The 11993-nt window shown below is 59.2% G+C and carries 12 protein-coding genes; 4 read left to right on the forward strand and 8 right to left on the reverse strand.

The genetic code is table 11. From position 1 onward, the window contains the following. Positions 1 to 69: 69 nt before the first annotated feature. A complete protein-coding gene (locus CAI21_RS17510; protein WP_116303474.1) occupies positions 70 to 492 on the forward strand; it encodes an MAPEG family protein in 423 nt (140 codons plus the stop codon). 68 nt (positions 493 to 560) lie between these two features. Here the strand turns inward: CAI21_RS17510 and CAI21_RS17515 are convergent, their stop codons facing one another. Further along, complete coding sequence (locus tag CAI21_RS17515; RefSeq protein ID WP_116303475.1) at positions 561 to 1376, reverse strand: aminotransferase class IV family protein; 816 nt, start codon at positions 1374 to 1376, stop codon at positions 561 to 563. Between the two features lie 85 nt (positions 1377 to 1461). Between CAI21_RS17515 and CAI21_RS17520 the strand changes: the two genes are divergently transcribed. The 3 genes from CAI21_RS17520 to CAI21_RS17530 all read left to right on the forward strand — a co-directional run bounded on the left by CAI21_RS17520 (position 1462) and on the right by CAI21_RS17530 (position 3133). After that, positions 1462 to 1815 (forward strand): MerR family transcriptional regulator, encoded by a 354-nt coding sequence (locus CAI21_RS17520; RefSeq protein ID WP_116303476.1) that lies wholly within the window; start codon positions 1462 to 1464, stop codon positions 1813 to 1815. Between the two features lie 173 nt (positions 1816 to 1988). After that, positions 1989 to 2366, forward strand: a complete 378-nt coding sequence (locus tag CAI21_RS17525) for a hypothetical protein (protein WP_147305161.1) — start codon at positions 1989 to 1991, stop codon at positions 2364 to 2366. Positions 2367 to 2674: 308 nt separating this feature from the next. Then, positions 2675 to 3133 carry a hypothetical protein gene (locus tag CAI21_RS17530; protein WP_147305162.1) on the forward strand — a complete coding sequence of 153 codons (459 nt, stop codon included), beginning with the start codon at positions 2675 to 2677 and terminating at the stop codon, positions 3131 to 3133. Between the two features lie 67 nt (positions 3134 to 3200). On the opposite strand, the gene CAI21_RS17535 is transcribed toward CAI21_RS17530, so the two are convergent. The 7 genes from CAI21_RS17535 to CAI21_RS17575 all read right to left on the reverse strand — a co-directional run bounded on the left by CAI21_RS17535 (position 3201) and on the right by CAI21_RS17575 (position 11775). Further along, positions 3201 to 3761, reverse strand: coding sequence for a DUF4879 domain-containing protein (locus CAI21_RS17535; protein ID WP_116303479.1), 561 nt, complete (start codon positions 3759 to 3761; stop codon positions 3201 to 3203). Positions 3762 to 5217: 1456 nt separating this feature from the next. Then, a complete protein-coding gene (locus CAI21_RS17550) occupies positions 5218 to 5580 on the reverse strand; it encodes an OmpA family protein (protein WP_181919502.1) in 363 nt (120 codons plus the stop codon). A 2-nt stretch (positions 5581 to 5582) separates the two neighbouring features. Next, the gene (locus tag CAI21_RS23320) at positions 5583 to 5867 is read right to left on the reverse strand and encodes a hypothetical protein (protein WP_181919503.1); all 285 of its coding nucleotides are present in this window, start codon (positions 5865 to 5867) and stop codon (positions 5583 to 5585) included. A gap of 13 nt (positions 5868 to 5880) precedes the next feature. Continuing rightward, a complete protein-coding gene (locus tag CAI21_RS17555) occupies positions 5881 to 8049 on the reverse strand; it encodes an autotransporter family protein (protein WP_181919504.1) in 2169 nt (722 codons plus the stop codon). A 244-nt stretch (positions 8050 to 8293) separates the two neighbouring features. Further along, positions 8294 to 9259 carry an ESPR domain-containing protein gene (locus CAI21_RS17560; RefSeq protein ID WP_220348679.1) on the reverse strand — a complete coding sequence of 322 codons (966 nt, stop codon included), beginning with the start codon at positions 9257 to 9259 and terminating at the stop codon, positions 8294 to 8296. Between the two features lie 395 nt (positions 9260 to 9654). Then, entirely contained in the window at positions 9655 to 10605 is a 951-nt protein-coding gene (locus CAI21_RS17570) for a helix-turn-helix transcriptional regulator (RefSeq protein ID WP_116303486.1), read from the reverse strand. 753 nt (positions 10606 to 11358) lie between these two features. After that, entirely contained in the window at positions 11359 to 11775 is a 417-nt protein-coding gene (locus CAI21_RS17575) for a GreA/GreB family elongation factor (protein WP_147305163.1), read from the reverse strand. Positions 11776 to 11993 lie beyond the last annotated feature (218 nt).

The raw sequence follows: 11993 nt of genomic DNA on the forward strand, positions 1-11993 counted from the left end.
GTCAGGAGTTTATTCAACCGTGGGCATGAGCCCGCCAGCGTTAGGGCTCGGTATATTGGGGGTAATTTTATGGGCGAAGCGATCTACTGGTACGCAGTAGCTTCCGTGTTGTTGTTCTTTAAGATGTTCGCGGTTTCTGCGTACCAGGGGTTTTACCGAATAGGAAAAATGACGTTCAAAACCCCGGAGGACGCCGCATTCGTTGGCCGCGCTGCGGCCGGTGAAGAGTTGCCCCAGGTTCAACGGGCTGCGCGGGCGTGGCTGAATGATCTGGAGAATATTCCCATCTTCCTCGCGCTTGGTGTCGCCTATGTATGGGTGGGGGCTTCGCCGGGCGCTGCAGCATGGCTCTTTCTCACGTTCACGGGCGCGCGGTACCTCCACACGGTGTTTTACCTGAGTGGTCTCCAGCCCTGGCGTACCGTTGCGTATGCTGTTGGTGTAGTGTGTCTGTTCGGCATGTCCGTCCAGATCATCTTGGCGCTGCCCTAACTTCAAGTTGCAGCCGGCGGCTGCGTCGCAGCCGCGGCTCATGGCCAGCGTGAGCGAGCGAACTGCCCTTACGGGAAATTGGCGGGTTCAGCCTCGTAGGCTTTATGGAGCAAGTTGATGAATGCTTCCGCTTCCGTGATAACTTTTGAAGCAAAGGCAGTGACTGGAATACCGGGTGTCCATGAATTCATAACTGCGGCGCCAGACAGCTCCCCAAGACGTTCGAAGGTGATGGCTTCATGGCGCTGCGGGATATCAAGGCGTTTCAATTGTCGCTGAATTATACCCATCATGGTGCCTTTCAGCATGGTAGCTTTTGGCCAGATAACCGTTCCATTATCCCAAAAGACAAGGTTCCATATTGTGGCCTCGCTTAAGCATCCATGGCTATCCACGAAGGCTGCGTCGTCGAATCCTTGCCGTATGGCTTGATGAAGATAGTAGGTCTTGCCGGCTTCACCGACATGTTTAATGGCAGCCAGAGGTCTCTCATGATTCACAGTGTTCAGCCTCAGCGGACCTTTGGGCCCGTCGGATGGGGCTCCTGTACGGACAAGTACGGCAGGTTCTACATTCATGCTATTTGCAGTGAATTCTCCAGCGGGTGAGAATACGGTGACGGTCAATGACTGATCTTCCTTTCCTTCTTCAATGGCCGTTTTGATGTAGAACCGTAACTTTTCGTCGGATGGTGCCCTACCAAAAAATTCTAGGGATGCCTTGCGCAGGCGGTCAAGATGGAGATCCAGCCCTTTGATCTTACTGTGCCTTACCTGCATTGCTGTGAAGTGTGCAAACCCAGCAAAAGCCAGGGCGCTCAGTTCGGAAAGGGTGGCCGGGTGTCCATTGATGCGTGCTTGGTAAGCGTTCGGTTGTGTCGCCATGGCATTAGCTCCTGATTGAAAAATAAATATAGAGGAGCTACTACTCTAAACTCTTACAGCGCTGTTAGAGTCAAGGGGGGATGAGATGAAAATAGGTGAACTGTCCAAACGCACGGGCGTGAGTATTCGAATGCTCCGCTACTATGAAACTGAAGGACTGCTGAAGCCGAAGTACACCACAAGTGGGTATCGTGATTATGCTCCTGATGAAGTGCAAACGGTCGAACGTATCAAGCTTCTTGGCGCAGCAGGTATGACTCTCGCAACAATTCGGCAGTTCTTACCTTGTGTGAGAGGGGAGGGGCTTGCTTTCGAGCCCTGCGATGAGCTACGTAATGTCTTGCACGAGCAAATCCGCCTTGCCGACCAGAAAATGACGAAAATAGCTCAGAGCCGGAAGGTTCTAGAGAGTTTTCTGTACGAAATTGAGCAAGCTTGAAAGGCTACCTCTACCGTCTGGTTGATCAAGTTTTAATTTATAAGTGCAGCGGTATTTTTCAGTTTAGCCTCCTGTTCGGTTTAACTGTAGTCAGCTAACACTTTATTGCACCAGAGAAACGATTCGCTAGCGCTCGCCATTTTCCGGTGAGCAACGCGTTAGGTTTATAAAATATGGAACCACAGCGTTATTTTGCAGAAGGGATGGATGAGGTGCGGCGTTCTGTGCCGGACCAGGTCTTCTCCATAATCTTCGACGTCCGTCCGTTTGATGAGAGCGCTGATTGTGTTGGCGCGTTCGCGCTTTGCTGGATCAGTGCCGACACGCTTCTTGAGGCAGAGCGGATCGCGGTTGCACGCTTGTTTGACGACGGATGGAGACCCGTTCGGTTCGAGGAGTATAGGCTTGTATCTGCGGATTCTGACAAGTATGGCGAGGAAGGCTACACGGCAGAAGAAATTGACTCCGTGCTAGCGAATGTGGCCATGGCCCAAAAGGATGGCTATTACTCTGTGCTGTATAAGTACTCGTCAGAGGACGAAGAGCATTGAGCTCATGCATCTCGATGGTGTTGCCGAAAACATGGACAGCTGCCGAGAGCGAATCACGAGGACACCCATCCCACGGAAGGAGCCGCCTTACGGGGGCTGCTCCCGTACGTACCCAAGGCCAGCGGCTTGACTAAACTCTTGGAAGTGGGACCATGGTCTTAGCACGGCGGCTCAACAACAGACCTAATAATAAGCTGGGATGGAAAACGTCGCGCGAAGTCATGGGCAAATCAAAAGAGGGGCTGCACTTCGGGATTAAATCCGGGTGCTATAACTATACCGTTTGAACAGCGATTGGGGGGATGGACATGAAAATTGACGGAGGGGCAAGCTACCTGCTCGCCAACCAGCAAGTGAACCGCGCGGCGCACACGGAGACTAAGGCACCGGCCTTCGACGCTCTGCTAACCGAGGAGGTTGCGCGCAGTGCGCCGGCATCCTCGAGCCTGCGCGAAACGGTCGAGATCGAACGCCGCGATTTCACGAGCATGAACCGGCAGGAGCTGCGCGACTGGATGAACGACCAGCTTCGCAGTGGGGAAATGACGGTCGAGGAATCGCAGGCGTTCCTTGGCTGGACTGTCGATGTTCGGATCGACACCAACGGCCGGGCTATCAGCCATGACGGCGACTACACCACGCGCTTCAACTTCCTTGAGCTGGCGAGCGGCAACAGGGACTTTTACCTGCAACGCGGCGATTTGGACATGGCCCAAAGGATTCAGGATGCTTTGGACCGCATGGAGCGGTTCTCTAGGTCGACATAATGCGGTTCGACGCCCGCATATGAAAAAGCCGGGTTCCCGGTCCCGCTTTTTTCATATGCCCGTCAGGTCAGGGTAAGATGTTGATGGACGTCGACATGGTGTTCCACGGGCTGTTCGTCGACGTGTTCTGGTACTGGAACTGGCCTGGAACGGAGCGGCCGTCGAGGTTGTAGTAGCGCACGAAGGCAACAACGGTCTGGCCCGGCGAGCAGGGAGCGAGGCCGCCGCCGAATTGTTCGCACCAAAGCTCCACATCGTAGGCGCTGCCCAACTGCCCGCTTTGATACCGCGCGATAGGGTTGCTGCCATAGCCGACCTCGATAACGGCTACGCGGAAGGTCGGCCCGCCGTGGCCGCAACTTGTTGCGAACGTGCCCGGCGAGGGGAACACTTCCCAACTGCCGCCGCCGCAATTCGTTGAGTAGACGCCGAGCACCCACATGTCCGTCAGCGGTGGTGCCGGTTGGCGCGGTGCCAGTTCTTCCTTGCGCGCCTCGAAGTCGGCCGCGGTTTCAAGCGGAGGGATTGCGATGAGTGCTTCGACCGGCGTAACTGTGTCCTGGCCGGCTGGTGCTGGCGGTGGCTCGTCTTGCGCCGAAACGTTGAACGCAAATGCAAAGGTCAGCAACAGCCCGAATAATGATTGCTTGATCTTTATGGCACTTCCCCCAGAACAGAAAAATAGGTACTTGGAAAAAATCCGCTATAACATTGCGGTAAAAGGGGTGGGGTTGTCTTGTGTATTGATTAATTAAATAAACTGAAAATAAATGCTCTTGTCTTCATGGCATTTCCCCTGCAACGATGTATAGCTCGCAGGGAAAAAATCATCCCTGCCTTGAAAGTATAGCCAAGATTTCAGCTTCCAGAAGATGGCCGATTCGAGGTGGGTTTAAAATGGAAAGGTTTAATTTTATAATTTTCTACATTTACTGTTATCCCCTGTCTTAGGGGAAATATTTATGTGCGCTAGGGAAAGCCTGGTCTTTTGGGAGCAGCAGCGAGACGCTGGTGTGAAATGACGTAAGGGATCTGGTGGGTAGGTAATCCTACCCGGCAAAGGCTATCCACCAGCTTACCAAGCTAACATTAGCGTGAAGCCAACGGCGCTAAGGGCGCTGCGGCTCACGCTGGGTATTATGAGTCTAAGGAATGAGCAGAGTCTGGAGAGAAATTGCTGACCCCAAAAAGCACCGCGACTTCATGAGCTCGTTTACCGAGGGCGGTATACCAGTTGAGAAAAGTAGAGATAATCTGGTAAGCAAATGGGTCTATTTAGCTCACGTCTGCAATTTCACGTTCCAGTTTGTTAGTCTGGATCAGGTGCGTGAATGCAAAGCTTATTTTGAGCAAAAGACGCACCCTAGCACCCGAGGCCCACATCCACCCTGGGAACACTATTGGCACCCCTGGTACTGCAAGCTGCCAAAAGGAATAAACAAAGGGGTCAAACGCCAAAAGGTTGTCAAAGTCCTCAATGAGATTCTCGCCAAGTGGGGTTAGCCACCCATCACAAATCAAGCAAACCGTGTGTGTTAGGCATGGCGCCCGACTTGTCGGGTGAAAGTTCCGATATCAGGTATTCGCAGAGCCGAAGGTTAGCGAAAGGGCAAGGACAAACCTGTGAGGGGGTGTCTGGAGGGTGCCCAACACCAGATTGCGGGTGTCGAACAGGAGCTGGGTATGAAGTGTGGCGTCTTGGGGCCTTCCAGTCGACGGGTGCTAGGAATACGCTTATGCGTACATGCAAAGGTACCGGAGGAGGTCCGTATGCGCCGCGTGAGTAGATGCCGATGCGGCGGAGCGGCGAAGGCTGCGTAGTGCTGTGCTTGGTTAGCCCTAATTCTCGGGGGCATACTTTGTGGTCATAGGCCGCCAATATATGCCTGAGTCTTTTAGTTCGGAATAACAATATTTTGTTACTGCCCGACCTTCTTCTATCTCTGAAAAGCGCGAAGAATATACCTTTCCGTAAACCCGAGGACATATATAGGCGGCTCTTGGCTTTTGGGGCGTGCGGTTACCCATTACCGCATGGTGTCGATGTGCCTGCGTGGACAGGATCCCGTCTCGCCCCGATCGGCTCAGCGATTTAATCCGGTCTGGATGCGCAGCTCTACGCGCCGGAAATCCCGCAAACAGTGCCGCAGGTCATCGTCTGGACAATGGGCGGTGTCTGCCTGCCGGGCATGGCTATCGCCATGGGCATGCAGGGTCACCGCCTGGGTCGGCACGCCCTGGGTGAGCAGCCAGTCGCGCACGGCTTCGGCGCGGCGGCGGGAAAGCTGTTGGTTGTAGCCGGGATTGCCGAGGTGGTCGGCATGGCCGTCGAGTTCCACAGACAGGGTGTTCAGTGCGTTCTCGGGAACGGTGGCGAAGGCCTGTGTCAGCGCCGCCTGTGCCTCGGTGTCCAGCGTGTCAGCATCGAAGCCGAAGTACAGCGTCACGGTTAGCGGTGCCCAGTCGATCGCCGGCTCCGTCTCGGCAACAGCCGGTTTGGGGGGAGTGCCGGTTCGAGTACTTCCGGCGGCACGCCAGCAATGGCCACGTCGCATTCAGGTACGGCATGGGCTGGGCGCCAATCATTGGTGCGCCAGCAGCGGCCCTGGCGGTCACGCAGCAGTTCGCCGTCGGCGCCGGTGCGATAGCCGGGCCAGGGGGCATCGGCCAGCGGCGTCTGTGCACAGGCGCTGAGTGCGAGTAAGGCACAGCCGGTGAGAAGGATACGTCGCATACCGGGGTCTCCGTTACCAGTGCGCGCTCAGGCCAAGCGTCGCCTGGTGCGCGGTGTCGTTGTCGCTGAAACGCCCCGACCAGGCGCCGTGCAGGGCGAAGGTGTCATTGAGGTGCACCTCCGCGCCTAGCGTGGCGGCCAGTTGCGGGGCGTCGTGGTTGGCGCCCTGGACGGTGAACGTGTCGCCGCCTTCCAGGAAGCGGGCGTCCTGCTCGGGGCGGGTGTCGCCAAAGCCCTGGATCACGGCAGCGCCGCCCTGCAGGCGTGTCCAGCGCCCGCCGAGCAGGACGGCCTGCCCCAGATCCAGCCCGGCGCTGACGTCGCCACGGGTCAATGTGGTTCGTGCCACCCGCAGCCCGGCGTCATCCGCACCGGATTCGCGGAAGCTGCCACGTTGCAGATGCTGGCCGGCCACTTGAGCGTAGGGGCGCACATCCAAATCCCCCAGCCGGGCATTCAGCCCGGTCTCCAGTGAGAGCCGCACGGCGTGGGTGCGGGCGGTGGATGTTGCTGTGTCGCCGAGCACGCGCCGCTCGGTGTCCGCTTCGGTCAACCCCAGGCTGAGATCGCCCCGCAGGTAGGTTGCGCCGGCGCCCCGGTAGCGGGCGTACGTACCGAGAAAGCCGCCGGTGAGATCGCCGCGGCCGCGGCGGTCGTCCAGGCGGAGGTCTCCCTGGTTCACGCCTAGCGCCGCGCCGAACAGCAGCGAGGGGCCGCGCGCGCCTTCCAGCCCGACGGTGAGGCCCTCGCCTTGGTAGCGGAACTCGGGGTTGCCGGTGTGCCCGTCGCGGTCTTCCGCGTACGTCCGGTGGTGCAGTTGCATCCAGACGCCGTTGTCACTGGTGTTGGTATCGGCGACGGACGATGGGTGAAAGCCGCCCGCGGCCCGCGCGCCGAGCGGGCTGGTGCGCCGCCGCAGTTCGGCGCTGAAGGCGCCGAGCAGGTGGTCGGTAGTGGTCAGCCCCGCCAGCAGGCTGTCGCCGGAGAGCGCCTCGAAGGCCTCCGGAGCCTCGTCCTCGCTTAGCACCACTACGGCATCGTGCACTGCATCGCCACCCGCGAGCGAGGCCACGGCAGTGGCGGCAGCGTGCTGGTTGTGGGTGCGGGTGAGGAGGGTGAAATCGATGTCGTTGCGCTCCAGCTTCATGGTCAGGTCGGTATCGCCATAGCGCAGCGTCGCATCGAGAAAAGCAAACTCAGAAGACACCGCATCGAACTCGCCGTTGATGCCGCCGTCGGCCACCAGAATGGTGTACTCGGTCGAAGGCGCGAAGTCGCCGCCAGGGCCGATGTGCAGCACCGAGCCGCCGTTCAGGAATGCCTCGCCGGTAACTTGAAGCAGATCGTTGTTGCCGTCCGAGTCAGCCTCGACCTCGTAGATCGAGCCCACCTCGAAGGTGATATCGCCATCGACGGTCAGGGTGCCGATGGAGTTGCCGGGGGCGATGATGCCGCCGCTTTCCACCCTGGTATTGCCTACCGTGCCAGTGCCGCTCAGGGTGGCGTTGTCTCGGACCTCGATCGTTCCGCCAAGGGTGCCCGTGTCGTCCACGGTCAGGAACACGTTTTGAAGAGTCGTCGTGCCTTGGAATTGCGCGCTGTCACCCCTGAGCACGATCGCGTGGAAGTTGCCCTCGATATTAAAACGGCCTTCTCCGGAGATGACACCGTCATAGGTCGCATCTGCCGTCTGATCGAAGACCAGGGTCCCATCCGCCTCGATGTCCGCGTCGCCGGAGAAGCGGTCCGCGGCGCTGACCAGCGTGCCATCCTCGATCATCCAGTCGACATCCGACGTCCCCGATCCGGTCAACGTCCATGTGCTGGATCCGGTCTTCCGGAAATGGCTGAACCCGTTGAGCTGATCGAGATCCAGGAGATCGTCCTGGTTCCCTCCTAGGAGGAGCGTGGCGTCAGCGCCGTTCGCACGCACGGCACCCAAGAAACGGTAGCCGGCAATGAGCTCAAGCGTCGCGTCGGCGCCGTTCAGGTGCATGGCGTCAGCGCGCGACCCGGCCCCGTAGCCGCCGGCAATCTCTCCTGAGTTCGTCACCCAGGCGGAGTTGCCTTCGACCACCACGCCAACGCCGCCCTCGTTATCAGTGCCCGTAAAAGTCGTTTCTCCCCCGTCGCCCCCCGAGATCGATCCCGCGTTATCGACGTGCGCTCCGTCATTGGTCACGACGAGGCCGGATCCACCGCTGCCGGCGAGCGCCCGTGTGCTATCGCCGCCGTCCCCCCGACAATGTTTCCCTCGTTGGTGAGCGCATTGCCGGAGAAGATCACCGCGGTGCCACCGTCTCCACCGTCCCCACGCGAGTTCTCCCCCCGTCGCCCCCGAGATCGACCCCGCGTTATCGACGTGCGCCCCGTCATTGGTCACGACGAGGCCGGATCCACCGCTGCCAGCGGGTCCACGTGAGTTGTCACCGCCGCCCCCTCCGGCAATGTCTCCCTCGTTGGCGAGCGCATTGCCGGAGAAGATCACCGCGGTGCCACCGTCTCCAGCGTCCCCACGCAAGTTCTCCCCCCGTCGCCCCCGAGATCGACCCTGCGTTATCGACGTGCGCTCCGTCATTGGTCACGATGAGGCCCGATCCACCGTTACCAGCGGCGGTGAGTTCCCGTGTGCTGTCACCGCCGTCCCCACCGGCAATGTCTCCCTCATTGGTGAGCGCATTGCCGGAGAAGATCACCGCGGTGCCGCCGTCTCCACCGTCCGCCTGCGGGCTCTCTTTGCCGTCGCCGCCTGCGACCGTCCCGTGGTTGACGAAAACATCACCCGTGAAGTACACACCGTCGCCGCCGCGCCCACCATCTTGCCTGCCGCTGTCTCCACCCCCTCCGCCGAAAATCGTCCCGTGGTTGACGAAATCGTTACCCGTGAAGTCCACACCGTCGCCGCCGCGCCCACCATATCCCCAACCGCCGTTTCCGCCATTTCCGCCGAAAATCGTCCCGTGGTTAACGAAATCGTTACCCGCGAAGTCCACACCGTCACCGCCGCGCCCACCGTCTCCCCAATTGCTGTCTCCCCCCTTGCCGCCGAAAATCGTCCCGTCGTTGACGAGGGCGTCTCCCGAAAACTCATATGCCGTACCACCATCGTCGGCATGGTCCAAAGAGTTTTCTTCCCCGTCCTCACCAAAAATCTCCTGGTCTTCAGGGATGACGGTCGGATCGGCCAGCACGACAGGGGCGGAGATTAAGAAGGTCAGCGCCAGAACCGAGCTCGCCACCAACAGACGCCGGCGCAGCGGATGCCCCACCGACGGCCGACGCGCCCGTCGCGTTGCGCACCGCTGGCCCTTGCTCCGGGTGCGCGCCGTCTCCGGCACGGCCTGCCATGCGCCGAGGTTGTGGTTGAAAATGCTTTTGTAAGTGCGGTTCATCCCTATGAGCTCCTTGCTCATCCTAGACGCCCCGTACTCGGGGGCGTGGCGCAAACGGCTAACGTAACGGGGTGGAGCGGCGGGGTCTTCCACTCAGCGCCACAACGGGAACAAGTTTGTCAGCCTGGCGGCACACTATCCCGGATGACCGGCAAGCTCGTCGCGCGCATCGCCCGACGTCATGCCAAAGCGCTGTTTGAAGGCGCGGTGGAACTAGAAAAAATGATTGAAGTCGACGACATAGGCAATCTCGGCAATCGAACGCTCGCTTTGCCCAGGCCTAGAAAGTTGCCTAATGACCCGTTGCAGGCGCAGTTCGGGCGAGTAGTCGGTGGGGAAGGTATCCTGACGCGCAAGCAGGTACTTCTGGCCACGTTACCGGGCCGGGGTGACGTTTATCTCTCGCGGACATCCCCTGGGGTCAGGCCATAGCGGCGCTTGAAGGCGCGATAAAACCAGGAGAGATTATTGAAGCCGGCATCGTAGACGATGGTGCTGATGGAGTGCCTGGCATAGCGGGGGTTGGAAAGCTGCGCGAAGACCCGCTGCAACCGCAGTTCAAGGAGGTAATCGGTGAAGCTGGTGCCCTCGCAATTGAACAGGACGCGGACATAGCTGGGGGAAACGCCATGGCGGCCCGCCAGCCAGTCCAGCGACAGATCACCGTACCTGGCATGAGCCGCTAGATCCGCCTTGATGGCCCGCAGACGGGCCGCTCGTAAGCCGCGATCCATGGCCCGCTGTTGCGCATCGCGCTGACCGCCGAGAACCAGCGTGGCGAGATCGTGCAGATGCGCCGCCGACCGGACAGGGTCGGGTTCCCCTATATCCTTCGGCGCCAGCATGGACAGCGCATAATTCCGTAATAGGCTCAGCGAGGGGCCTGCCGGCAAGCGCCGGCCCGGCTCTGCCGCATGCTCCCGCAACAGCGGTGTGAGCGAGGCTCGGGAGAACGACACACTGAGCAGCCCGTGCGTCCGGTAGCGGGACTCAATATAACCCGGTATGTCGCGGGCAACCACGCAGGCCTCGCCGAGGCCGCAGAGGAACTCGCCCCGCTGCCGGAGCATAGACACCCAACGATCGCGCGGTGCGGTGTTGATCAGAAACACCACGTCGTCGTTACCGTCCGCCACCTGCGCAGGGCCACGCCGCACACGCATGGGTGAACAACGGACCCGGGCAATGGAGACGCCGGGCAGCAAGCGAATTCGGGCATCGAGATGAAACCAGGCCGTATCACGGGGGATCAACTCCACCTGGGCCATGGCCGCGTACGCGCTGCTTGATGCCTCCAGGCGATCGGCCCGCGGATAATGACGGCTGGAAAAGTGAATGACTGCCATGTTTGATGCCCCCCCCCCGGAGCCCACAAATGTTTTGCCCGTGCCTTGTTCGAGCGTTTCTGTGGCGTCCGTGCAGGAGCATTGCGCGCATCCATATCAGGGAAAGCGGCTCCGTCTCGTTCTTGCTCGGCCTGTGGATCCCTTCTAACGAAACGTGATGGGTGGGAAAGCTAGATCATCGTACGGGTGTTCTACTAGCTTCGCTTTACCGTGTGCGCTATCCAATCGTTGAGCTGATCTGTCCATGATCGCCAGAGCGCGGCGTGCTTCATTGCTCCGTGCGTTTGACGTCTTTAAGTGTTGTATATGCATATGATTAATAACACTTTAGCTAAACTTTGGCGGTAGCGCCATATGTGCGGCTGACGGCTTGTGTTTTGCTTGGCCGATAACACCAGGCAGCTAGATGGTGTTGTTGATAGGGAGTATCCACCTGGCGAGGCCGCTATCCCGGTGAGCGGTTACTAGGGCAGCGGCGCTAGACGGGTTGTCGGCAGATTGCGTGATCGGGTGGGTGTCCACGCGACCGACGTTCACATGAAAGCGGCCGCGCTATGCACGGCCGCCCGTCACACTCTACCTATCTCTTGACGGGGTAGCTTCGCGTTTGTCGCGCTTTTCCCTGCGCTTTTCCTTCAGACTTTTTTGCGGTTGCTTCTTGGCTTTTTCTTTGCTCATAGCAAACACCTCTCTAACGAGCGATTGCTCGGACAAAAGAAGAGCAAATTTACTTGCTCCGAACATGGCAACAACCTATAGGTCGAACCGCCCGCTAGCCTCCGGCTGAAAGCGTATTTCCTGCACCTTAAGCCGTTGCAGCTTTGGGCTTTTTAGGGCGACCACACTGCCTAGCTTGGAGCCGATAAGCACGGACCCGAGCTGGGAAAACACCGAGATATAAGCACCGTAGGCGTCGTAGCCCCCCGGAAACACCAGCCGGAATTCGTAGACCTCTCCGCTGTCGAGGTTCTGCACGGCAACTAAGCTGTTCATGGTGACGATGTCGGCAGGCACAGCGGTTGCACTGACCTCGCGGCACACCGAGAGCTTGCCTGCCAGCGCGGCCAAGTGGGCTTTTTTGAAGCCGCCATTGCGTCGCTCTATTACGGACAAGAGCGGGCGCAGCCGCTCTACATCGCTGCTGGACATTACGAACTTACTGTTAGCCACGATTTTCCTCACGCTTTACCGGGCCGCATTTCGACGCGCAGCACCGAACGGACCTCACCTTGCGGGGAGGCCTAGGACGCTCTTACGATGAATAAAGGGGGTATTGGCCGGGCGAAAATCCGCCCGGCCTTAGTTCGGCGGGGTGAGCGGGGCCCTTAGATTTACTGCGCTAGAAGCGCGCAGTTTGTAGATGTGTTTCATACCAGTTCAACAATCAC

The sequence above is a fragment of the Alkalilimnicola ehrlichii genome, assembly GCF_003399765.1.
Classification (GTDB): Bacteria; Pseudomonadota; Gammaproteobacteria; order Nitrococcales; family AK92; genus AK92.

Excerpts from the sequence above, each read along its gene's own strand:
- CAI21_RS17510 (WP_116303474.1), top strand. The coding sequence starts at position 70 with ATGGGCGAAGCGATCTACTGGTACGCAGTAGCTTCCGTGTTGTTGTTC.
- CAI21_RS17515 (WP_116303475.1), bottom strand. The coding sequence starts at position 1,376 with ATGGCGACACAACCGAACGCTTACCAAGCACGCATCAATGGACACCCG.
- CAI21_RS17520 (WP_116303476.1), top strand. The coding sequence starts at position 1,462 with ATGAAAATAGGTGAACTGTCCAAACGCACGGGCGTGAGTATTCGAATG.
- CAI21_RS17525 (WP_147305161.1), top strand. The coding sequence starts at position 1,989 with ATGGAACCACAGCGTTATTTTGCAGAAGGGATGGATGAGGTGCGGCGT.
- CAI21_RS17530 (WP_147305162.1), top strand. The coding sequence starts at position 2,675 with ATGAAAATTGACGGAGGGGCAAGCTACCTGCTCGCCAACCAGCAAGTG.
- CAI21_RS23320 (WP_181919503.1), bottom strand. The coding sequence starts at position 5,867 with ATGCGACGTATCCTTCTCACCGGCTGTGCCTTACTCGCACTCAGCGCC.
- CAI21_RS17560 (WP_220348679.1), bottom strand. The coding sequence starts at position 9,259 with ATGAACCGCACTTACAAAAGCATTTTCAACCACAACCTCGGCGCATGG.
- CAI21_RS17570 (WP_116303486.1), bottom strand. The coding sequence starts at position 10,605 with ATGGCAGTCATTCACTTTTCCAGCCGTCATTATCCGCGGGCCGATCGC.